We start from the raw sequence: 21,150 nt of genomic DNA, 5'->3' as shown, positions 1-21,150 counted from the left end.
GCCCAAGCGACCATCTGCGTCCTCTCGGCGCGCACGGATGCGAAGATGAGGGCGATGTCTGAGAACGGATCACTTCGACGCGGGCGCCCGGGTTACGACCGGCAGGGCATCCTCGAGGTCGCCGTCGCCGCCTTCAACCAGTACGGCTACGACGCGACCTCCATGGGTGTGCTCGCCGACCGACTCGGCCTCTCGAAGTCGGCGATCTACCACCACTTCGCGTCGAAAGACGAGATCCTCGAGCGCGCACTCGATGAAGCGCTGAGCGCGCTCGAATCCGTATTGAGCGAAGCGGATGCCGCGGGCGGGCGTGCGACCGACCGTGTCGACCGTGTGCTGCGCGGCGCCGTGCAGGTGCTCGTGTCGAAGCTCGCCTCCGTGACACTGCTGCTCAGGGTGCGCGGCAACACCGAGGTCGAACGCCGCGCGCTCGCCCGGCGCCGCGCCTTCGACAAGGCGGTCACCGCCCTCGTCGAGGAGGCGCAGGCCGAGGGCACGTTGCGCAGCGACATCGATGCGAGCGTCGTCTCACGCCTGCTGTTCGGCATGATCAACTCGATCGTCGAGTGGTATCGACCCGGCGGGCGTGAAGACGCCGACAAGCTCGCCGACGACGTCATCGCCGTCGCGCTCGACGGCCTGCGCATGCCCACCTCGAACCGGGTCGAAGAGCTGCTCGGCTGACTGGCTCGACCCGAGAGCACGGCTACGCGGTGGCGCGACCGCTGGTGGACGTGGCGACCTGACGGGTGCTTCGGCGCGAGGCCGAGCGGTGAGGCAGCGGCTCCGCGGCCGATGCCGCCTCTTCACGACGCTCATCCACGACCCTGCGCCACTCCAGTTCGCGTGTCAGGCGCTCGTCGTTCGCTGCCTGCAGGTGCGGGAAGGTGATTTCCGAGATGAACATGTCGACTCCTGTGTGTGTATGTCTCGAGATTCCTCGCTAAGGGGGGCACCAGGCATCCGCTCATCGCCCTATTCCTCGCCGCGACCAGCCCGCGCGTCTGAGGTAGGGCACGAGGTGGGGAATGGTCGGATGCCTCGGAGCGCTGTAGTCAAGGTGAAGCAACGCATCGGGTTCCTCTCGTTCGGCCACTGGCATCCCTCGCCGCAATCGGGCACACGCACCGGCGGTGACGCACTCGTGCAGGCGATCGAACTCGCCGTCGCGGCCGAAGAGCTCGGCATCGACGGCGCGTTCTTCCGCGTCCACCACTTCGCCCGGCAGCTCGCCTCGCCGTTCCCGCTGCTCGCCGCGATCGGCGCACGCACGAGCCGCATCGAGATCGGCACGGGCGTCATCGACATGCGCTACGAGAACCCGCTCTACATGGCCGAGGAGGCCGCCGCGGCCGACCTCATCAGCGCCCACGCCGGCGGCGAGGGCCGCCTGCAGCTCGGCGTGAGCCGCGGGTCGCCCGAGACGGCGCTCGACGGCTCGCAGACGTTCGGCTTCGTTCCGCCCGAGGGTGAAACCGATGCCGATCTCGCCCGTGCGAAGACCGAGCTCTTCCGCGCAACGATCGCGGGCGCGGGCGTCGCTCCGGCGAACCCGCAGATGACCGGCTCGACCGGCCTGCTGCCGATTCAGCCGCAGTCGCCGGGCCTGCCCGATCGCATCTGGTGGGGCTCGGGCACGCGAGCCACCGCGAAATGGGCCGCCGAACAGGGCATGAACCTGATGAGCTCGACCCTGCTCACCGAAGACACCGGGGTGCCGTTCGACGAGCTGCAGGCCGAGCAGATCCAGATCTTCCGCGATGCGTGGGCGGATGCCGGGTGGGAGCGCACCCCGCGAGTGTCGGTGTCGCGCAGCATCCTGCCGATCATGAATGACGAGGACCGGATGTACTTCGGCGAGCGCGAATCGTCTGACTCCGAAGACCAGGTCGGATTCCTCGACGGCGGCCTCGCCCGATTCGGCAAGAGTTATATCGGCGAGCCCGACAAGATCGCTGCCGACCTCGCGAACGACGCTGCCGTCGCGGCATCCGACACTCTGCTCGTCACCGTGCCGAACCAGCTCGGCGTTGCCTACAACACGCGACTGCTCGCGGCGATCGCCGAGTACGTCGCGCCCGCGATCGGGTGGGAGCGGGCCGAGCGCTGAATCAGCTCTTGCCCAGCCGCTTGTCGGTCGCGTGGGCCAGAGTGGAGGGATGACTTTCGCCGCGACGCCCGCCGACACCCGCGACGCCGCTCTCGCAGCGCTGCGCGAACTCGTGGGGCGCTCCGACGCCGAGTTCCACGACGGGCAGTACGAAGCGATCGAGGCACTCGTCGAGGGGCGGCGGCGAGCGCTCGTCGTGCAGCGCACCGGTTGGGGCAAGTCGGCGGTGTATTTCGTCGCGACCTTGCTGCTACGCCGACAGGGCGCCGGGCCGACGGTGCTCGTCTCACCGCTGCTGGCACTCATGCGCGACCAGATCGCCGCTGCTGAGCGTGCAGGTGTGCGGGCCGTAGCGATCAACTCGACGAATGCGCACGAGTGGAGCGATGTGCTCGCACAACTCGACCGCGACGAGGTCGACGTGCTGCTGGTCTCACCCGAGCGGCTCAACAATCCCGCCTTCCGCGAGCAGCAGCTGCCGGCCCTCGTGCGGCGCATCGGCATGCTCGTCGTCGACGAGGCGCACTGCATCAGCGACTGGGGGCACGACTTCCGGCCCGACTACCGGCGACTGCGCGACCTCATCGCGCAGATGCCGGCCGAAGTGCCGGTGCTCGCCACGACCGCCACGGCGAACAGCCGAGTGGTGGCGGATGTCGCGGAGCAACTCGGCACCGGCTCGGCCGACGCTACCGGCGCCGACAGCACCGGGGCGGGCCCCGAGGTGCTCACTATTCGCGGGCCTCTCGCCCGCGCGTCGCTGCGACTCGGGGTGCTGCGGTTGCCCGACTCTCCGAGCCGTCTGGCGTGGCTGCTCAGCCACCTCGACGATCTCCCCGGCTCGGGCATCATCTACACGCTGACCGTGGCGGCGGCCAACGACACTGCGCGCCTGCTGCGCGATCGCGGGCATGAGGTGCGCGCTTACACCGGGCAGACCGACACCGACGAGCGCACCGAGTCCGAGGGAATGTTGAAGCGCAACGAGGTGAAGGCGCTCGTCGCCACGAGCGCGCTCGGCATGGGCTTCGACAAGCCCGACCTCGGATTCGTGCTCCACCTCGGCGCGCCATCGTCGCCCGTCGCCTACTACCAGCAGGTAGGCCGAGCCGGCCGAGCGAGCGAGAGCGCCGACGTGTTATTGCTTCCCGGCACCGAAGACGCCGCCATCTGGCACTACTTCGCGACGGCCTCGATGCCCGATCAGGAGCGCGCCGAGCGCGTGATCGCTGCGCTCAGCGATGCGCCCGTCTCGACGCCGGCGCTCGAGGCGATGGTCGATATCCGTCGCACACCGCTCGAGCTGCTGCTCAAGGTGCTCGACGTCGACGGTGCCGTGCGCCGCGTGCAGGGCGGCTGGGTCGCCACGGGTGAGCCGTGGGTCTACGACGCCGAACGCTACGAACGCATCGCCGCCGAGCGTCTCGCCGAGCAGCAGCACATGATCGAGTACGAGCAGACCGACGGATGTCGCATGGAGTTCCTCCAGCGCTCCCTCGACGACGACACGGCAGCGCCCTGCGGGCGGTGCGACAATTGCGCCGGCGTCTGGTTCCCACGTGAGATCGCGGCATCCGCAAGCGCGACGGCGGCCGAGTCGCTCGACCGTGTCGGCGTGCCGATCGAGCCCCGGCGCGCGTGGCCGACGGGAGCCGACCGGCTCGGTGTTCCCGTGAAGGGGCGCATCGCCCCGGCCGAGCAGGCCGGCGAAGGCCGTGCGCTCGCCAGGCTCACCGATCTCGGCTGGGGCGGCACCTTGCGCGACCTGTTCGCGCCGGGCAACCCCGACGCCCCTATCTCGCCGCAGGTGCTCGCGGCGTGCGTGCGCGTGCTCGCCGACTGGGGGTGGGCGGAGCGCCCAGTGGCAGTCGTCGCCATGCCGTCGCGCTCACGACCGCTGCTCGTCGACTCGCTTGCTCGAGGCATCGCCGAGGTCGGGCGGTTGCCGTACCTCGGGGCGCTCGCGCACTCGGGCGGCGGCCCGACGGGCCAGCCGGGCGGCAACAGTGCGTTCCGGCTCGCCGGCCTCTGGGATCGCTTCACCGCCGAGGGCCTCGACGTGCCGGCCGGCGGGGTGCTCCTCGTCGACGACCAGGCCGACAGCCGCTGGACGCTGACGATCGCCGCTCGCGTGCTCCGTCAGGCGGGCGCGACCTCGGTGCTGCCGTTCGTGCTCGCGCTCCGCGGCTGAGACGAGCGGGGCTCAACCACGTCCGCGCGCGTGATCGCTCCGCGCGAGGAACGTCGCCGCGACGATCGTCACGAGGCAGAGCACGGCGGAGACGATCGTCCTGGCCGCATCACCCTGGATCGCCCCGATGAACGCATCGATGCCCTGCACGATCGTCATCGCGACAGCGATGGCGAGTAGCGCGTCATCCGATCGGAACAGCGGTGCGATGAGCGCGAGCACGACGAGTGCCGTGCTGCACGCGGCGGCGTAGAGCGCATTCGCGTTGGACGCCTCGACCCCACCGTCGATCACGGCGAGCATGGAGTAGGTCACGCTGAACCCCGCACTGACGATGACCACGGCGTAACAGATCCAGAAAGCAGCGCCGCGGGCGGCGATCTGCGTCGATTCGCTCATGCGTTCAGCGTGGAGGTCGAACGGGCGGGCGTCAAGCCGCCATGTCACGCGATCGGCGCGAGCTCCTTCGCGACGAGGGTGAGCACGTCGTACGACGCCACGAGCTCGTCGTTCTGGTTGCGCAGCACCGCGTCCCACCGCACCTCGCCGTACTCGTCGGTCTCGCGCGGTGTGATCTGCTTCGCCGTGAGCTCGACGCGGATCGAGTCGCCGGGCGACACCGGCGTGACGAAGCGCAGGTTTTCGAGGCCCGAGTTCGCGAGCACCGGCCCCGGCGCCGCGTCCACGAAGAGGCCCGCCGCCCACGACACGAGCAGGTAGCCGTGCGCGACACGGCCTGGGAAGAACGGGTTCGCGGATGCCGCGGCCTCGTCCATGTGCGCGTAGAACGTGTCGCCCGTGAATGCTGCGAACGTCTCGATGTCGTCGAGGGTCACCGTGCGCGAACCCGAGACGACCTGGTCGCCGATGCGGAGCTCGGCGAGCGACTTGCGGAACGGGTGCCCGCCGTCGGGCTGCGATGCCGCCCCCGCGTGCCACACACCGGTGAGCGCGGTGAGCATCGCGGGTGAACCCTGCACCGCGGTGCGCTGCATGTGGTGCAGCACCGCACGGATGCCGCCGAGCTCTTCGCCGCCGCCGGCGCGCCCGGGGCCGCCGTGCACGAGGGTCGGCAGCGGCGAGCCGTGGCCCGTCGAGGAGCGCGCGTCGTCGCGGTCGAGGAACAGCACGCGCCCGTTGTAGGCGGCGATGCCGCCCGCCAGGGCCACGGCGATCTCGGGGTCGTGCGTCGCGACGCTCGTCACGAGCGATCCGCCGCCCCGTGCCACGAGGGCGACGGCCTCAGCGACCGAGTCGTAGCCGACGATCGACGCGACCGGACCGAACGCCTCCACCTCGTGCAGAGCCGGGCTCGCGGCATCCGTGAATCGCAGCAGCATCGGCGCGACGAAAGCGCCCTCGGACGCCGCGCTTCTCACGCCGTCGGGCAGGCCGACGCTCGGGGCATCCGTCGACCCGATGACGAGCTCACCGCCGCCGGCTTCGAGCCTGCCGACCTGACGCAGCACCTCGTCGCGCTGCGCGAGCGAGGCGAGCGGTCCCATCGTCACACCCTCGGCGCGCGGGTCGCCGACGACGACACGTTCGGCGATGCGCGCACGCACGGCGTCGATGACCGAGTCGACGGATGCCTCGGGCACGATCGCGCGGCGAATCGCCGTGCACTTCTGCCCCGCCTTCGTCGTCATCTCGGTGACGAGTTGCTTGACGTACGCGTCGAACTCGGGGGTGCCTGCGACGGCATCCGTGCCGAGCACGCTCGCGTTGATCGAGTCGGTCTCGCTCGTGAATCGCACGCCGCCGGTCTGCACCGAGTCATGCGCGCGGAGGTTCTCGGCGGTCGATGCCGAGCCGGTGAAGGCCACGAGATCGCCGAGCCGAAGGTGGTCGAAGAGCGTCGGCACGCTGCCGGAGACGAGTTGCAGCGAGCCTTCGGGCAGCAGCCCCGACTCGACGAGGATGCGCACGAACGCCTCGGCGAGGTATCCGGTCGGCGTCGCGGGCTTCACGAGAGTGGGCACGCCCGCGAGGAACGCCGGGGCGAACTTCTCGAGCGAGCCCCACACGGGAAAGTTGAAGGCGTTGATCTGCACGGCAACGCCCGGCAGGCGGGTGTAGATATGCCGTCCGAGGAATGAGCCGTCTTTCGAGAGGTTCTCGACGGCACCGTCGACGTAGACCTTCGAGTTCGGCATCTCGCGCCGACCCTTCGACGAGTACGTGAAGAGCACGCCGATGCCGCCGTCGATGTCGACCCACGAGTCCTGCTTCGTCGCACCCGTTCGCGAAGACAGCTCGTAGAGCTCGCCCTTGCGCTCGGTGAGCGCGATCGCCATCTGCTTCAGCAGCACCGCACGCTGGTGGAAGGTCAGCCCGCCGAGCGAGGCCTGCCCGACGGTGCGGGCGTACTCGAGCGCGCCGCCGAGGTCGAGCCCCTCGGTCGAGACGCGTGTGACGACCTCACCCGTTGATGCGTCCCGCACGTCAACACCGGCGGCACCAGCCACCTCACCTGCTGATGCGTCCCGCACGTCAACACCGGCGGCACCAGCCACCTCACCTGCTGATGCGTCCCGCACGTCAACACCGGCGACACCCGCCACCTCACCTGCTGATGCGTCCCGCGCATCAACACCTGAGTCCGCCGCCGTGCCACCTCCGGACGATGCCGGCGGCGTCCACCACGTGCCGTTCACATAGCTCGGCAGGATCGTGTTCATCGGGGATGCCTTTCGTTGGACGGGCGTCGAGACGTCGCAGATGGCGACCCGGCGAAAGAGGAAGTCGCCATCTGCGACGTTTCGACGTCAGTGTCAGTGTCGACGTCGGTGTCGGTGTCAGTGTCAGTGTCGCCGAGCGCCGAGCGCACGGGCGGGAGCAAGCGGGAGATCACGGGGCATCCCACAGGTAGAAGCCCTCGCCGGTCTTGCGTCCGAGCTTGCCCTCGGCGACCATGCGGCGGAGCAGCGCGGGCGGGGCGAAGCGTTCGCCGAGCGTCGCCGAGAGGTACTCGGCGATGCCGAGCCGCACGTCGAGGCCCACGATGTCGGTGAGCCGCAGCGGCCCGATCGGATGCTTGTAGCCGAGGCTCATCGCGGCGTCGATGTCTTCAGCCGACGCGACGCCGTCTTCGAGCATGCGGATCGCTTCCAGCCCGAGCGCGACGCCCAGCCGAGACGAGGCGAACCCCGGGGCATCCGCGACGACGATCGGTGTCTTGCCGATGGCGTGCACCCAACCCCGAGCCTCTTCCACGAGCGACCCATCGGTCGCGCGGCCTCGCACGATCTCGACGAGCGTCGACGCGGGCACGGGGTTGAAGAAGTGCAGGCCGAGGAACCGCTCGGGCCGATCGAGCAACGCCGCGAGCTGGTCGATCGAGATCGACGAAGTGTTCGACGCGAGCGCCGCGCCGGGCGCGAGCACCGACTCGACGCGCGTGAGCGCGTCGATCTTCAGTTCGAGGTCTTCGGGCACGGCCTCGACGACGAGATCGCAACGGGCGAAGTCCCCGACATCGGTCGACGCGGCGAACCGTGCGGCGATGGCGCTTTCGTCATCGTCGGCAGTGCCTCGGGCGACGGATGCCGCGACGGACTCGAGCACGCGGGCCTTGGCCGCGCCCGCGGCATCCGTGTCGCGCTCGACGACGGTGACACGGGAGCCCGCGAGCAGGAAGGCGTGCGCGATGCCGGCGCCCATGCGCCCGCCCCCGAGCACGCCGACGTCGGCGGGAGCTCCGGTGTCGGTCTCGTTCACGTGCGTTTCCTCTCGAGGAACTCGGTCATGCGGCGCAACTTCTCGGGGCTCTCGAAGAGCACAGCCTGCTCCTCGAGATCGACGGCGGGGTGCGCATCGCGCGGTGCGCGGAACACCCGCTTCGTCGCGATCGTCGCGGCGCGATCGTTGCGGGAGATTCGGTCGGCGATCGCATGCGCGGCGGGCAGCAGCTCGTCGGCCGGATGCAGCTCGCTCACGAGCCCGATCTCGAGCGCCTCGGCCGCGCCCACGGTGCGACCGGTGAGCAGCAGCTCGATCGCGCGGGCGTCGCCGACGATCTGCTTCAACCGCCAGCTCGCGCCGGCCGCGGCGATGATGCCGAGGCCGGTCTCGGGGTTGCCGATCTTCAGCGCAGGCGTCGCGATGCGGATGTCGGCGGCATACGCGAGCTCCGCGCCGCCGCCGAGCGCGTACCCGTCGAGCGCCGCGATCACGGGCATCGGCAGCAGCGCGAGTCGCACGAAGGCGTTCGCGTTGATGCCCGCGCGCGCGTCATCCGCTCGTCGTTCGCGGAGCTCGGCGATGTCGGCGCCGGAGGCGAAGACGCCGCCCGCGCCCGTGAGGATGAGCGTGCGCGGGATTGCCTCGAGTTCGGCGCAGAGCACGTGCAGGGCGTCGATCGTTGCCTGGTCGATCGCGTTGCGCTTCTCGGGCCGGTTGAGCGTGGCGACGACGCGGTCGTCGTGCCGCTCGACGAGCAGCGGACTCTCGTTCGCTGAGCCTGTCGAAGCGGATCCGCCGCCCACGGTGCTCACTTCGGCAAGCTCATGACTCTCGCGCATCAGACCCGCTCCACGATGAGCGCGGTGCCCTGGCCGACGCCGACGCACATCGTGGCGAGGCCGTAGCGCGAGCCCTCGCGCTCCATGCGGCCGAGCAGCGTCACGACGAGGCGCGAGCCCGAGGAACCGAGCGGATGCCCCAGGGCGATCGCCCCGCCGTCGGCGTTGACTCGCGATTCGTCGAGCCCGAGGCGGCGCATGGCGGCGATCGATTGCGTGGCGAACGCCTCGTTGAGCTCGATCGAGCCGATCTCGTCGAGATCGATGCCGGCGCGCTCGAGTGCCTTCTCGGTCGCGGGCACGGGGCCGAGACCCATGATCTCGGGTGCGAGGCCGACGCTCGTGCCCACCACGATGCGAGCCCTCGGCGTGAGACCGTAGCGTTCGACGGCCTCACCGCTGGCGACGAGTATCGCGGATGCCCCGTCGTTCAGCGCGCTCGAATTGCCCGCGGTGACCACCCCACCGCCCGGCACGACGGTGCGCAGGCGCGCGAGCCCCTCGAGCGTCGTCTCCGGGCGTGGCCCCTCATCGACGCGCACCTCGCCATGCGCGGTCGGCACGCCGACGATCTCGGCTTCGAACCGCCCCGCCGCGATGGCCGCCGCAGCCCGCTGTTGCGAGCGCAGCGCGAACGCGTCGGCCTCCTCGCGAGTGATGCCGTCGATGCGAGCGACCTCTTCTGCCGTCTCGGGCATCGAGTACGTCGCCTTGTCGCGCGCCAGGAGCTCGGGATTCGGAAAGCGCCAGCCGATCGACGTGTCGTGCGTCGCGCCGGGCCGGGCCCAGGCCTTTTCGGGCTTCGCCTGCACCCACGGCGCCCGCGTCATCGACTCGACGCCGCCAGCGACGATGAGGTCGGCATCGCCGGCGCGGATCGCCTGCGCGGCCATCGTGATCGCCGACATGCCCGAGGCGCAGAGGCGGTTGACCGTGATGCCGGGAATCTCGTCGGGAAGCCCGGCGAGCAGCACCGCCATGCGTGCGACGTTGCGGTTGTCTTCGCCCGCCTGATTGGCGGCGCCGAGGATGACCTCATCGATCGCGCCGAGCTCGCCCGCGACGTCGAGCCGGGTGCGCCGCACGAGCTCGCCGACGACGAGCGCCGCGAGGTCGTCGGGACGCACGGCGGCGAGGGCGCCGCCATAGCGCCCGACGGGCGTGCGAACGCCATCGACGAGGTAGGCATCGGCCGTGGCGCTGTTCATGGGCACCCTCTCTTGACAACACTGTCTGTTGTGGAACGCTGCTCCCAGCGTAGGCAGGGAATCGCGGCATCCGCTGGTCGGAATTAGTGACCGATCGTTCAGGAAATAATTATGGCAAATGGATGTCGCGGGCGCCACCCTGCCCGATCGCAGATGCCCGAGCGATCCGGCCCGACCCGATCGCTGATCGACTCAGCGCGGCGTGGAGCGCCTGGGCCGTGATGGTGTGGAGGTGAGCCTCAGTTCGCGTTCGGCTCGAGAATCACTTTCCCTGTCACGCCGCGCGACTCCGCGAAACGAAGCGCCGTCGCGATCTCGGTCAGCGGGTAGCGCGCAGCGATCCGCGCTGTGACATCTCCCGCGGCGGCGAGGTCGAAGACTTGGCTCAGCGCATCGCGGAGGCGAGCAGAGAAGCGAGCGCGGTTCCGCTTGCCCGCCCAGAAATTGTAGAAGTGCGTCGAGCGCCCGTTCGGCAGCACCTGCCACCAGATCAGACGAGCGACGAGCTTCAAGACCGGGATGCTGGCGTTCCCGGTCTCGTCCAGAGTGCCCGCCGTGCCGTACGCGACGAGCGTGCCGCCGCGCCGCACGAGGCGGAATGAGACAGCGATGCCCGGGCCTCCGACGTGGTCGAACACTGCGTCCACCCCTTCTGGGGCGATGCCGCGTACCTGCTCCTCGATGTCGCCGGCGTAGTCGACGGGTATCGCGCCGAGCTCCTCGATCGCGCGAGCACTCCGGGAGGATCCGGTGCCGATCACCCGCACACCTGCGAGACGCGCCAGCTGGACCAGGACGGAGCCGACACCCCCGTTGGCACCGTGAACGAGAATCGTCTGACCGGAACCAACACGAGCGACGTCGTGAAGCATCTGCCACGCGGTCACGCCGTTGACGACGAAACACTCCGCAGCCGCGGCATCCAACCCGGCGGGAACGGTCACGACCTCGTCGGATGGCACGATCGCCCTCGTACTCCAGCCGCCCGTCTTCGTCACGGCAGCGACGCGCGTGCCAACCAATCCCATATCGGCGTCCGAGCCGGCGGCTTCCACGATTCCGACCAGGTCGTAACCGGGCACGAAGGGGAAGGGGGGCTGGTCGTAGTACTTCCCCCGCCGCATCTGCTGTTCGGCAAACGAGATCCCGGTCGCCTCGACCCGCACAAGCAATTCCCCCTTCCCCGGGGTGCCAAGCGACCGCGACAGCGGGGCCAGGCTTTCGGGCTCGACGATCCCGGGCAGAACAACTGCTTCCGTCATCACTGCGGTGCGAGTCATTTCGTCCTCCGTTTGAGTAGATTCCAACTGATGAGTGAGTGGCTCACCACTCACCTTATCCCATTAAGGGAGTGACTGTACACTCACTTCGCGGGCGGCGCCTACGCGCGCCTGGTGGCGGACCGCCCCGTGCTGCTCATCCGGGTGCACGCCCAGTCGGTCGCCGGCGTCACCGTATAGCGACCCGACGGACGGGCGGCGATACGACGAAGGCCCGCGTCCGGTGGACGCGAGCCTTCGTGCAGATCAGAGCGAGCGGATGCCTCAGCTCGCGCGATCGTCGGCGACGACGTCGATCTCGACGACCTCGACCGCTTCGACCGCTTCGACCGCTTCGACCGCTTCGACCGCTTCGACGATCTCGGCCTCGGCCTCGGCGTCGGGCGACTCGACTGCCACCTCGGCCTCAGTCTCGACTTCGGTTTCGGTCGTTTCGACGACGGCCGCGAGCGACTCGACAGCGGCCTCGGCCGCGGCCTCGACCGACCCAGTCGCGGCGCCACTCTCGAGCTCGCCAATGAAGTCGTCGCCGAGACGCATGTCGACGAACTCGACGTCGATCTCGGCTCGGTCGAGCAGCTCGGTCATGCGACGCTGGCGGTTGCGCGGGATGAGCGTCACGACCCGGCCGGCCTTGCCCGCGCGGCCGGTGCGGCCGGAGCGGTGCAGGTAGGTCTTGTACTCGTCGGGCGCGTCGGCCTGGATCACGAGGTCGATGTCATCGACGTGGATGCCGCGTGCTGCGACATCCGTTGCCACCAGCACGTTGACACGGCCCGAGGTCAGCTGCTGCAGGTTGCGGGTACGACGCGACTGGTTCAGGTCGCCGTGCAGGGCGACGGCTCGGATGCCGTAGTCCTCGAGGTGCCCGGTGAGGTCTTCGGCGAACGCGCGGGTGCGGCTGAAGACGAGCGTCTTGCCCTCGCGGTTCGCGAGCTCGGCGACGATATCGCGCTTCTCGTGGTTGCCGATGACGAACACTCGGTGCTCGATCGTCGACGAGGCCTGGTCTTCACCGGCGACCTCGTGCACGGCCGGCTCGACGAGGAACTCGTCGACGAGCGTGGCGACGCCCTTGTCGAGGGTCGCCGAGAAGAGCAGCTTCTGGCCGCCGGCGGCGGTGTGGCGGAGGATCCGCTGCACCGGCTCGAGGAAGCCGAGGTCGCACATGTGGTCGGCCTCGTCGATGACGGTGATGACGACCTCGGAGAGGTCGAGTCGACGCTGCTCGATGAGGTCTTCGATGCGACCGGGGGTGCCGATCACGATGTCGACGCCGCGCTGCAGCGCGCCGACCTGGCGCTGCTGGGGTACACCGCCGTAGATCTGCGTCGTGAAGAGACCGACGCTCTGCGCGATCGGCTGCACCGTGCGGTCGATCTGCAGGGCGAGCTCACGGGTCGGCGCGAGGATCAGCGCGCGGGGCTTCCGGCCCATCTGGCGCTTGCCGCCGGACTTGCCGGACTCGGCCCACATGGCCATGAGGCGCTCGACGGTGGGTGCGCCGAAGGCGATGGTCTTGCCCGAGCCGGTCTTGCCACGGCCGAGTACGTCGCGACCCTCGAGTACGACCGGGATGGTCGCGGCCTGGATCGGGAACGGCGCGTCCGCGCCGAGCTCCTTGAGTGCGCGCACGACGTTGCCGCCGAGGCCGAGGTCGGCGAAACTCACCCCGTCGGTATCGGTGGCCTGGATGGCCTCGGCCTCGAGGCGCTCGAGCACGACGTCGTCGTTCGTCGAGAAGCCGTGGCCCTTCTCCTTCGCCGGGTAGAAGCTCGACTCGCGTCGACCCGAGTCCTTGAAGCCGGGGCGGTCGACCTCGCGGCGGGGAGCACGGTCGTCACGGTCGTACGAGCGGGCCGGGCGGTCGTTGCGGTCGAACGAACGCGCGGGGCGGTCGTTCCGGTCGTTGCGGTCGAACGAACGCGCAGGGCGCTCGTCGCGGTCGCGACGGGGCGCGCGATCGTCACGGTCGAAGGAACGCGCGGGGCGGTCCTCGCGGTACGCGGGGCGAGCCGGGCGGTCGTTCCGGTCGTTGCGATCCCCGGTACGCGGCGCGCGGTCGTCGCGGTCGAGGGAACGCGCGGGGCGCTCGCTACGGTCGTTCCGGTCGAACGACCGCGGTGCACGATCGTTGCGGTCGAACGAACGCGCAGGGCGCTCGGTACGGTCGTTCCGGTCGAACGAACGCGGCGCGCGGTCGTTGCGGTCGCCGGTGCGAGGGGCACGGTCGTCACGGTCGAACGAACGCGGCGCACGGTCGTCACGGTCGCCGGTGCGAGGGGCACGGTCGTCACGGTCGTACGAACGCGCGGGGCGCTCGCTACGGTCATTGCGATCGAACGAGCGCGGTGCACGGTCGTTGCGGTCGAACGAACGCGCGGGGCGCTCGTTGCGATCGGAGGAGGTGCGGGGGGCACGATCGTCGCGGTCGTACGAACGCGCAGGGCGCTCGTTGCGATCGAAGGAGCGAGGGGCGCGATCATCGCGGTCACCCGAGCGGGGCGCACGATCGTCACGATCGTACGAACGCGTGGGGCGGTCCTCGCGGTACGCGGGTCGAGCCGAGCGATCGTTGCGGTCGTACGAACGGGCCGGGCGCTCGTCACGGCTGTCGCGCTCCGAACGGTGCGGAGCACGGCCGGTGGAGACGCGCTCGTCACGCGACCAGCGTTCCTTCTTCGGAGCCTCGGTCGGCTCGGGGCGGTAGCCGCGGTGGCCCTCGCTGCGCGAGCCGGGCTTCTGCGATCCGGCGCGCGCCGGACCGCCCTTCGAGCCGCCCTTCGCGTACGAGGGATCGAAGTTCTTGGCGGGCCTGCCGCCTTGGGGCTTCTTGTTCTTGGGCATGCTGATGTCTTCCTGGGTTGTACTTGAAGTACATGGCAGGCCCGCCAGGCGCGCGTTGGCGCACAGCAGGTCTGAGAACCCGGAGCATCGTCGACCGGGGCCGTTCACATACGGTGACTATCCGAGGCCTTTGCCCCGAAACCGGCCCATTGGACTCACAAACCCATCCGCGCACAGCGCAGTGTCCAGAACCGACTCGGCTACGATACCGGAAATCGGCTGAGAAAGCGCCTTGCGCGGCATCCGGCCATGTGCACGAAACCGTGGCGACCTGATCAGCCTTCCGTGCTTGCCGCCGGCTCCTCAGTGAGTTCGGTCGGGCCGAAGAGCAGCCATTCGCCGGCAGCACACTCGAAGAAGGTCAGCGTCTCGGTGTCGATGTAGACGTCACCGTCGGTCGTGCACTTCTCGTTCGAGGGCGCCCCGAGTCCGAGCGTGAGTTGCGTCCCGGGTTCACCCTGTGCGCCGGTCTCCCCCGTCGCGCCGGTGTCACCGGTCGCACCGGTTCCGCCCTTCGCACCGGTCTCCCCTGTCGCACCCGTCGCTCCCGTGAGGTTGGCCGCGGCCGACTCCCGGATGTTCCCGACGGGTTCCCATTCGCCGTTCTGGAACAGGTAGACGTTGGAATTGGAGATGTCGATGTAGACATCGCCCTCGTATCCTTTACCCGATTCGGGCGTCCCGGTTCCGGCGCGAACGGCGGAACCAGCCGGGAGGATCTCCTCGAGAGCCTGCTCGTAGTCGATGAGATCGACCTCGGTCGTCGGTGTCGGCGTCGGCGCCGCGGCTGCGTCCGCCGAGCCCGCGACTCTCGCTCCGAGGAACGCCGCCACGAACGAGAGCACGACGACCGCGGCGCCCACCCAGATGAGCATCGCGCGAGTCGCTCCCGGTGGTGGAGCGGTGGCTGTGGCTTCTGCTGGAGTCGTGCTCGGCGGATTCGTGTCGTCGCTCATCTCTACCCCCAGGTAACGCGCTCCGGTTCGCCAGCGGCCGTACAGGCCGCGTCGCGCTCATCGTACTGAGCCGGTGCGGAGCATCCAGGCCCCGTCGCCGCTCGACACGCCGGAAACCGTGGCGAAACATCGCCGACGTACGCTCCCGGGGTGGACCAGCAACACCCGCCCGTGACCGTCGCCGTCGAACCGCCCCGCCAGCCCGAGGTGGAGCGGCTGCTCGATGGCAGCTCCGCCTACGCGCAGAGCCTGTATCCGCCCGAGAGCAACTTCCTGCTCGACATCGCCACGCTCGAGCAGCCCGAGGTGACCCTCTACGTCGCGCGTGACGGCGAACGCGCCGTCGGCATCGCGGCGCTCGTCATCGACAGCACGACAACGGCGGCGGATGCCCCTGCACCCACGCGCGGCGAACTCAAGCGCATGTTCGTCGACCCGTCGGCGCGGGGCCGCGGCGTCGCGGGCGCGCTGCTGACCCGAGTCGAGGCCGACGCGTCGGCGCGCGGCATCCGTCAAATCGTGCTCGAGACCGGCGACCTGCACCACGCCGCCCAGGCGCTCTACACGCGCCACGGCTACCGCGAGATCCCGCAGTTCGGCCAGTACGTCGGCGAACCGCACTCCGTGTGCTTCGCGAAGCGGCTCGCCTGACGGGAAGCGTTTCCAACAGCAGGAGAAGTGAGCTAACATCACTGCACCCCTGAACCCGGAGCCCGGTGTGAACTCGACCCGACGCACAGGCGGTTCAGGCACCCGCGCCCGGCGGGTCGTGTGGGCCGTCACAGCTGCTGCAGCCGCCATCGCGAGCGTGAGCGCGCTCTCGGGCTTCCACGTGCAGTTGCGCGAGATCGACCCGAAGGGATCCGACGCCGCGAGCGAACTCACGAGCACCGAGATCATCGGCATCCGCACGTTCACGGCACCCGAGGGCATCACGGTCGACGCCGACCTCGAATACGGCACCCGAGAAGACGGCACGCTGCTGACGCTCGACGTCTGCGTGCCCGCCGACACCGGCCTCGCAGACACCGGCGTCACGGCAACCGGCATCGCAGCCGAGCTCCTGCCCGCGGTCGTCGCGATCCATGGCGGCAGTTGGGCCCGGGGCGACAAGGCCAACGCCGACTGGCGCAACGTCTGCCTGTGGCTTGCGAGCGAGGGATTCGTCGCGGCATCCGTCAACTATCGACTCGTGCCCGACGCGCACTTCCCGGCCGCGATCGACGACGTCGCACTCGCCGTGGAGTGGCTGCGCGCGACCGAGCAGGCCGAACGGTTCGGCATCGACCCGGCCCGCATCGGCGCGTTCGGCGGCTCGGCCGGAGGCAACCTCGCCGCCCTGCTCGGCACCACCGGCGACGGCCCGCTCGACGAGGGTTCGCGGGTCGCGGCGGTCGCCGAGCTCTCGGGGCCCGTGGAGCTCGGCGCATCGGAGCTCGATGCCGACGGGGCATCCGACTGGCTTCGTCGCATCATCGGCGAATACCTCGATTGCGAACCCGGCGCGAGCGATGAGCAGTGCAGTCAGGCGACGGATGCCTCGGCAGGCCCCCACGCCGACCCGAGCGATCCGCCGTTCTTCATCGGCCATGCCGAGGGCGAGATCGTCCCGCTCGGACAGTCGCGGCGGTTCGCCTCGACGTTGGAGGCCGCGGGCGTGCCCGTCGAGCTCGCGGTGGTCGCCGGCGCCGAGCACTCGATCGGCATCCTCGATGAGGCGCTGCGCGCACGGGTCGCGGCATTCCTGCACGCTCACCTCGGGTAGCGCCGCGGCGCTGGCGCACCTACTCGTTGGTGAAGAAGACCTCCTCGCTGTTGAAGTCGCGGGAGATCGCGAGCGTCAGGGAATCGGGATCGGCGACCGACCATGCCGAGTTCCACGTCACTGATTCCCCCGGGAGCACCTCGGTCGGCTCCGTGGCGACGTCGTCGGGAACACCACCGAAGTCGAAGATCTCGCCCGCCCCCTTCTCCGCGGAGTAGAGGGAGAGGGTCATGTACGACAATTCGATGATCTCGTCTGAGTTGTTCTCGACGATCACGGTGAAGTAGACGTTGTCGGCGTACGGCAGATCTGTCGCGTATTCGCTCGTCGTGTACGGCTCGGCCGGTGACACAGTCATCTCGACACCGTCCTCCCAGACCAAGGTCCCGCCGAACGCGACCGTGGTCTCACCCGACTGGACCGCGGGCGAGGGCCAGGTCGCCGCGGGCGGCGTCGTCTCGGGAGCAGAAGAGGCGACAGCGCCGAAGAACGCGCCGGTGGCCACCACCACGCTCACGACGAACACGACGAGACTCACGACGCCGCCTACCACTGCGACACCGAGTGCAGTGAAGGCGGGCCACTTCGCGCCCTTCTGGAAGAGGGCGACGATCGCCAGCGCGACAGCGGCCAGCAGGAGGAACCATCCCACGAACCGAACGACCGGAATGCACGCGACCACGAACCCGAGCACGGCGGCACCGAGCGCGATGAGGCCGAGCACGTTGAGCGTCGAGCCGACGTGCGTGCCACCGGGCGAGCCTACGGCTGGGACCGCGGCGACGCCGACGGCGGGCGCGACGGCGGGCGGTACGGCAGCGGTCGCCGGTTCGACGAATCCCACGGGCTGCGCCGGTGCCGGTGCCGGAGTCGGAGTCGGTGCCACCACGGCCGGCGCGAAATGCACCGTCCATGCTGCGCCATCCCAGTAGCGCAGGCGGCCGGATCCGTCGTCGTACCAGCCAGCTGGGGCGTTCGCGTCAGTCATGACCATGATCCTGTCAGAGCCGGCCCACCCCTGTGGGGCCGCGCGCCTCCTGTCGGTTGAAGGCGGCCGAGGTCGACCGGCGCCTACCCCTGAGCACATGGCTGGGCAAGCCCCTGCGCCGACGGCCGCCGCAACCGTAGGCTCGGAGCGTTCCGATCGGAGATGACATGCCCGACCACGATTCACCCGAACCCGACGAACCCGACGAACCCGACGACTCGCCCGCGCAACTCTCCCGCGGCGACTGGCGTCTCATCTTCACGCGCACGGTGCACGAGTACCGCATCAACCAGGTGCAGGACATCGCCGCCGCACTCACCTTCTATGTGCTGCTCGCGGTGTTCCCCGCGTTGCTCGCGACGCTCGCGCTGCTCGGCATCTTCGGCAGCGCCGAGGCCGTGGTGGACGACGTGTTCGAGGTCGTGCGGGAGCTCGGCGGGGCATCCGTCGTCGATGCACTCGACGAACCCATCGACCAATTGCTGAACGCCTCGCATGCCGGCCTCGCCTTCGCCACCGGACTGCTCGGCACGCTGTGGGCGACGTCGGGCTTCGTCGGTGCGTTCGGCCGCGGCATGAACCGCATCTACGAGGTCGAGGAGGGCCGGCCGTTCTGGGCGATGCGGCCCATGACACTCGCGATCTCGGCGGTGCTTGTGGTGCTCGCCGCCGTCGCGGCCGTCGCCCTCGCGCTGACCGGGCCGGTGGCCGAGGCGGCCGTGCGAGTGCTCGGCCTCGACGAGGGTGCTGCGTTCTGGTGGGACCTCGGCAAGCTTCCCGTGCTCGCCGCGATCGGCATCCTCGTGATGGCGTTGCTGTATTGGGCCGCGCCGAACGTGAAGCGCCGCAACTTCCGCTGGCTGAGCGTCGGCGCCGTCGGCGCGCTGCTCGCCTGGGTGATCGCGACGGGCCTCTTCGCGCTGTACGTGCTCGGGTTCGGCACGTACCAACGCGTCTACGGCGTGCTCGGCGGGGTCATCGTCTTCCTTCTGTGGATCTGGCTCTCGAATCTCGCGATGCTCTTCGGCGCCGTGCTCGACACCGAGGTCGAGCGGGCTCGCCAGCTGCGGGCCGGCATCGCAGCGGAGGAGCACGTGCACCTGCCGCTCCGCGACGACCGGCTCATCGCGAAGAACCGCGAACAGCGCCAACGCGACGTGCGCGCCTCTGCCAGCATGCGGCCCGACGTCGTGACAGACGGTGTGACGCCTCCTGCGGGGCGTCGGCCCCACGGGTGAGCGGGCCGGAAACCCTACCGCGGTAGGGGCGCCGAATGGCTCCCAAGAGGGATGCGGCGCCCGAACGGTGCGTGACAGAGTACTGGCATCATGGACCAGATCGACCAGACCAGCCCTCGACCAGCGGATGCCCCGGCCCCTCGCCCGCCCGCACCGCCGCTGCCGCCGCGCGTCGCCGGCCCTGACGAGCGGCAGTTCCGAGCGTGGATGTGGGTGGCGACCTCCCTCCTCGCCGTGCTGCTCCTGTCGGTCGCGGTTCCCCTCGCGGCGACCGTCTACGGGGTGCACCTGCTCGCCGCGTTCGCGACGGGTCTCATGCTCGCCGGTTCCATCCCGCTCGCTGTGCGCCTGCCCTGGGTCGCCGCGGGGGTTGCGACGATCGGCCTGCTCGCCTTCGCGCTGCTCTCCGCCGGTTCCGATGGCGCCCCGTGGCCGTGGCCCGTCACGACGATCATCGGGCAGGGCGCCCTGCTCATCGTGCTCGGCCTCATGCGACCGTGGTGGGTCGGGCTCGCAACCTGGTTCGCCGGCGTGGTCGTCACGATGCCGTTCGCATTCGTCGACGCGGGCGCCGCAGCCAGCATGGTGACGGGCGCCGCCGTCACGGCGCTCGCGCTCGCCGTCGCGGTGCTCCTCGCGCAGTGGCGACTGATCGGCGTCGAACTCTTCCGCGAGCGCGAGCACTCGGCCACTGAGCAGCAGCGACGAGTGCTCGTCGAAGAACGCAACCGCATCGCCCGCGAACTGCACGACGTCGTCGCGCACGGGCTCTCGATCATCCACGTGCAGGCGACGAGCGCGCCGTACCGGGTCGAAGGTCTCAGCGAGGGGGCCAAGACCGAGTTCGCCGAGATCGCGGTCTCCGCCCGCTCCGCGATGACCGAGATGCGGCAACTGCTCGGGGTGCTGCGCAGTGCCGACGCCGCGGCGGAGACCACACCGCAGCCGGGGCTCGCCCAACTGTCCGAGCTCGCGGCATCCGTCGAACGCGCCGGCGTGCCGGTGAAACTCACGATCGCCGAAGCGTTGCCCGACGCCGGGCTCGCGTCGACAGCCGTGTACCGCATCGTGCAAGAGGCGCTCAGCAACGTCGTGCGGCATGCGCCGGGCGCGTCGACCTTCGTCTCCGTCGAGGTGCTCGCCGACGACCTCGTCGTGTGCATCGAGAACGAGGCGGCGACGGATGCCCCGGGGCCCGACGCGAAGGGCGGCGGCCACGGTCTCATCGGCATCGGCGAGCGCGCGGCCCTGCTCGGCGGGCGCGCCGAGTACGGGGCGCTGCCCGGCGGGGGCTACCGTGTTCTGACGACCCTGCCGCTCGGCTCGAATGGAGGAACGGCGTGACGATCTCGGTACTGATCGCCGACGACCAGGCGATGGTGCGTGCCGGCTTCGCCGCCGTGCTCGGCGCGCAGCCGGGCATCGAGGTCGTCGGGCAGGCGTCAGACGGCGACGCGGCCGTCGCGATGGCGCACGAACTGCGACCCGATGTGGTCGTGATGGACGTGCGGATGCCTGGCCGGAACGGCCTCGAGGCGACCCGGGCCCTGCAGACCCCGCCGCGCTCCACCGACTACGTGCCGCGCGTGCTCATGCTCACGACGTTCGATATCGACGACTACGTCTACGAGGCGCTCCGCGCCGGGGCGAGCGGGTTCCTGCTGAAAGACGCGACGCCCGAAGAACTCGTTGCCGCCGTACGGATCGTCGCCGCAGGCGACGCGCTGCTCGCGCCGAGCGTGACCCGGCGCCTCATCGAGGACTTCGCACGGTCGGGCCCGCCGCCCCGCCCATCGGGCACGCGTCTCGCCGAGCTCACCGATCGCGAGCGCGAGGTGCTCACCCTCGTCGGCCGCGGACTGTCGAACTCGGAGATCGCCACCGCCCTCTTCATCGCCGAGCAGACGGTGAAGACCCACGTCAGCAAGATCCTGCAGAAGCTGCGGCTTCGCGATCGCGTGCACGCGGTCGTGTTCGCATACGACACCGGGCTCGTGCAGCCCGGCTCGTGACCACCTTTCTGTAGGTCGAGTAGCGAGCGCCA

Annotated in this window: 18 protein-coding genes; 8 read left to right on the top strand and 10 right to left on the bottom strand. The window is 69.9% G+C overall.

The genetic code is table 11. The features are described from left to right. The first annotated feature begins 54 nt into the window (after positions 1 to 54). The gene (locus AC1C2R_RS10775) at positions 55 to 684 is read left to right on the top strand and encodes a TetR/AcrR family transcriptional regulator (RefSeq protein ID WP_495352475.1); all 630 of its coding nucleotides are present in this window, start codon (positions 55 to 57) and stop codon (positions 682 to 684) included. 22 nt (positions 685 to 706) lie between these two features. On the opposite strand, the gene AC1C2R_RS10770 is transcribed toward AC1C2R_RS10775, so the two are convergent. Further along, positions 707 to 907 (bottom strand): hypothetical protein, encoded by a 201-nt coding sequence (locus AC1C2R_RS10770; protein ID WP_495379896.1) that lies wholly within the window; start codon positions 905 to 907, stop codon positions 707 to 709. Between the two features lie 153 nt (positions 908 to 1,060). Here AC1C2R_RS10770 and AC1C2R_RS10765 point away from each other — a divergent pair, with 153 nt between their 5' ends. Both AC1C2R_RS10765 and AC1C2R_RS10760 read left to right on the top strand, forming a co-directional pair. Beyond that, positions 1,061 to 2,110, top strand: a complete 1,050-nt coding sequence (locus AC1C2R_RS10765) for an LLM class flavin-dependent oxidoreductase (protein WP_495379895.1) — start codon at positions 1,061 to 1,063, stop codon at positions 2,108 to 2,110. A gap of 49 nt (positions 2,111 to 2,159) precedes the next feature. Next, positions 2,160 to 4,301 (top strand): RecQ family ATP-dependent DNA helicase, encoded by a 2,142-nt coding sequence (locus tag AC1C2R_RS10760; RefSeq protein WP_495379894.1) that lies wholly within the window; start codon positions 2,160 to 2,162, stop codon positions 4,299 to 4,301. Between the two features lie 12 nt (positions 4,302 to 4,313). On the opposite strand, the gene AC1C2R_RS10755 is transcribed toward AC1C2R_RS10760, so the two are convergent. From AC1C2R_RS10755 to AC1C2R_RS10720, 8 genes are all read right to left on the bottom strand, one after another. Continuing rightward, positions 4,314 to 4,700 (bottom strand): hypothetical protein, encoded by a 387-nt coding sequence (locus AC1C2R_RS10755; RefSeq protein ID WP_495379893.1) that lies wholly within the window; start codon positions 4,698 to 4,700, stop codon positions 4,314 to 4,316. 44 nt (positions 4,701 to 4,744) lie between these two features. Beyond that, positions 4,745 to 6,793, bottom strand: coding sequence for a phenylacetic acid degradation bifunctional protein PaaZ (gene paaZ, locus AC1C2R_RS10750; RefSeq protein WP_495379892.1), 2,049 nt, complete (start codon positions 6,791 to 6,793; stop codon positions 4,745 to 4,747). 358 nt (positions 6,794 to 7,151) lie between these two features. Next, positions 7,152 to 8,021 carry a 3-hydroxyacyl-CoA dehydrogenase family protein gene (locus AC1C2R_RS10745; RefSeq protein ID WP_495379891.1) on the bottom strand — a complete coding sequence of 290 codons (870 nt, stop codon included), beginning with the start codon at positions 8,019 to 8,021 and terminating at the stop codon, positions 7,152 to 7,154. Then, positions 8,018 to 8,797, bottom strand: a complete 780-nt coding sequence (locus AC1C2R_RS10740) for an enoyl-CoA hydratase/isomerase family protein (RefSeq protein ID WP_495379890.1) — start codon at positions 8,795 to 8,797, stop codon at positions 8,018 to 8,020. The genes AC1C2R_RS10745 and AC1C2R_RS10740 overlap by 4 nt, the downstream gene beginning before the upstream one ends. Positions 8,798 to 8,823: 26 nt before the next feature. After that, positions 8,824 to 10,032, bottom strand: coding sequence for an acetyl-CoA C-acyltransferase (locus tag AC1C2R_RS10735; protein WP_495379889.1), 1,209 nt, complete (start codon positions 10,030 to 10,032; stop codon positions 8,824 to 8,826). A gap of 239 nt (positions 10,033 to 10,271) precedes the next feature. Next, entirely contained in the window at positions 10,272 to 11,312 is a 1,041-nt protein-coding gene (locus tag AC1C2R_RS10730) for a medium chain dehydrogenase/reductase family protein (protein WP_495379888.1), read from the bottom strand. 264 nt (positions 11,313 to 11,576) lie between these two features. Next, entirely contained in the window at positions 11,577 to 14,159 is a 2,583-nt protein-coding gene (locus AC1C2R_RS10725) for a DEAD/DEAH box helicase (RefSeq protein WP_495379887.1), read from the bottom strand. Between the two features lie 275 nt (positions 14,160 to 14,434). Beyond that, the gene (locus tag AC1C2R_RS10720) at positions 14,435 to 15,034 is read right to left on the bottom strand and encodes a hypothetical protein (RefSeq protein ID WP_495379886.1); all 600 of its coding nucleotides are present in this window, start codon (positions 15,032 to 15,034) and stop codon (positions 14,435 to 14,437) included. A gap of 231 nt (positions 15,035 to 15,265) precedes the next feature. Between AC1C2R_RS10720 and AC1C2R_RS10715 the strand changes: the two genes are divergently transcribed. After that, positions 15,266 to 15,766 (top strand): GNAT family N-acetyltransferase, encoded by a 501-nt coding sequence (locus AC1C2R_RS10715; protein ID WP_495379885.1) that lies wholly within the window; start codon positions 15,266 to 15,268, stop codon positions 15,764 to 15,766. Between the two features lie 67 nt (positions 15,767 to 15,833). Then, entirely contained in the window at positions 15,834 to 16,880 is a 1,047-nt protein-coding gene (locus AC1C2R_RS10710) for an alpha/beta hydrolase (protein WP_495379884.1), read from the top strand. Positions 16,881 to 16,899: 19 nt separating this feature from the next. Here the strand turns inward: AC1C2R_RS10710 and AC1C2R_RS10705 are convergent, their stop codons facing one another. Then, positions 16,900 to 17,868, bottom strand: a complete 969-nt coding sequence (locus AC1C2R_RS10705; protein WP_495352460.1) for a DUF2510 domain-containing protein — start codon at positions 17,866 to 17,868, stop codon at positions 16,900 to 16,902. 167 nt (positions 17,869 to 18,035) lie between these two features. Between AC1C2R_RS10705 and AC1C2R_RS10700 the strand changes: the two genes are divergently transcribed. From AC1C2R_RS10700 to AC1C2R_RS10690, 3 genes are all read left to right on the top strand, one after another. Then, positions 18,036 to 19,106, top strand: a complete 1,071-nt coding sequence (locus AC1C2R_RS10700; RefSeq protein ID WP_495379883.1) for a YihY/virulence factor BrkB family protein — start codon at positions 18,036 to 18,038, stop codon at positions 19,104 to 19,106. A 90-nt stretch (positions 19,107 to 19,196) separates the two neighbouring features. Beyond that, positions 19,197 to 20,450, top strand: coding sequence for a sensor histidine kinase (locus AC1C2R_RS10695; protein WP_495352458.1), 1,254 nt, complete (start codon positions 19,197 to 19,199; stop codon positions 20,448 to 20,450). After that, complete coding sequence (locus AC1C2R_RS10690; protein WP_495379882.1) at positions 20,447 to 21,118, top strand: response regulator; 672 nt, start codon at positions 20,447 to 20,449, stop codon at positions 21,116 to 21,118. Before AC1C2R_RS10695 ends, AC1C2R_RS10690 begins: the two co-directional genes overlap by 4 nt. Positions 21,119 to 21,150 lie beyond the last annotated feature (32 nt).

This window comes from Agromyces sp. Y182, from assembly GCF_059445385.1.
This window is presented reverse-complemented; position numbering and strand designations above follow the sequence as displayed.

Bases quoted from the DNA above. Each gene is read 5' to 3' on its own strand.
- AC1C2R_RS10775 (WP_495352475.1), top strand. From the start codon at position 55: ATGTCTGAGAACGGATCACTTCGACGCGGGCGCCCGGGTTACGACCGG.
- AC1C2R_RS10770 (WP_495379896.1), bottom strand. From the start codon at position 907: ATGTTCATCTCGGAAATCACCTTCCCGCACCTGCAGGCAGCGAACGAC.
- AC1C2R_RS10760 (WP_495379894.1), top strand. From the start codon at position 2,160: ATGACTTTCGCCGCGACGCCCGCCGACACCCGCGACGCCGCTCTCGCA.
- AC1C2R_RS10755 (WP_495379893.1), bottom strand. From the start codon at position 4,700: ATGAGCGAATCGACGCAGATCGCCGCCCGCGGCGCTGCTTTCTGGATC.
- AC1C2R_RS10735 (WP_495379889.1), bottom strand. From the start codon at position 10,032: ATGAACAGCGCCACGGCCGATGCCTACCTCGTCGATGGCGTTCGCACG.
- AC1C2R_RS10730 (WP_495379888.1), bottom strand. From the start codon at position 11,312: ATGACTCGCACCGCAGTGATGACGGAAGCAGTTGTTCTGCCCGGGATC.
- AC1C2R_RS10725 (WP_495379887.1), bottom strand. From the start codon at position 14,159: ATGCCCAAGAACAAGAAGCCCCAAGGCGGCAGGCCCGCCAAGAACTTC.
- AC1C2R_RS10720 (WP_495379886.1), bottom strand. From the start codon at position 15,034: ATGCTCATCTGGGTGGGCGCCGCGGTCGTCGTGCTCTCGTTCGTGGCG.
- AC1C2R_RS10705 (WP_495352460.1), bottom strand. From the start codon at position 17,868: ATGACTGACGCGAACGCCCCAGCTGGCTGGTACGACGACGGATCCGGC.
- AC1C2R_RS10700 (WP_495379883.1), top strand. From the start codon at position 18,036: ATGCCCGACCACGATTCACCCGAACCCGACGAACCCGACGAACCCGAC.
- AC1C2R_RS10695 (WP_495352458.1), top strand. From the start codon at position 19,197: ATGGACCAGATCGACCAGACCAGCCCTCGACCAGCGGATGCCCCGGCC.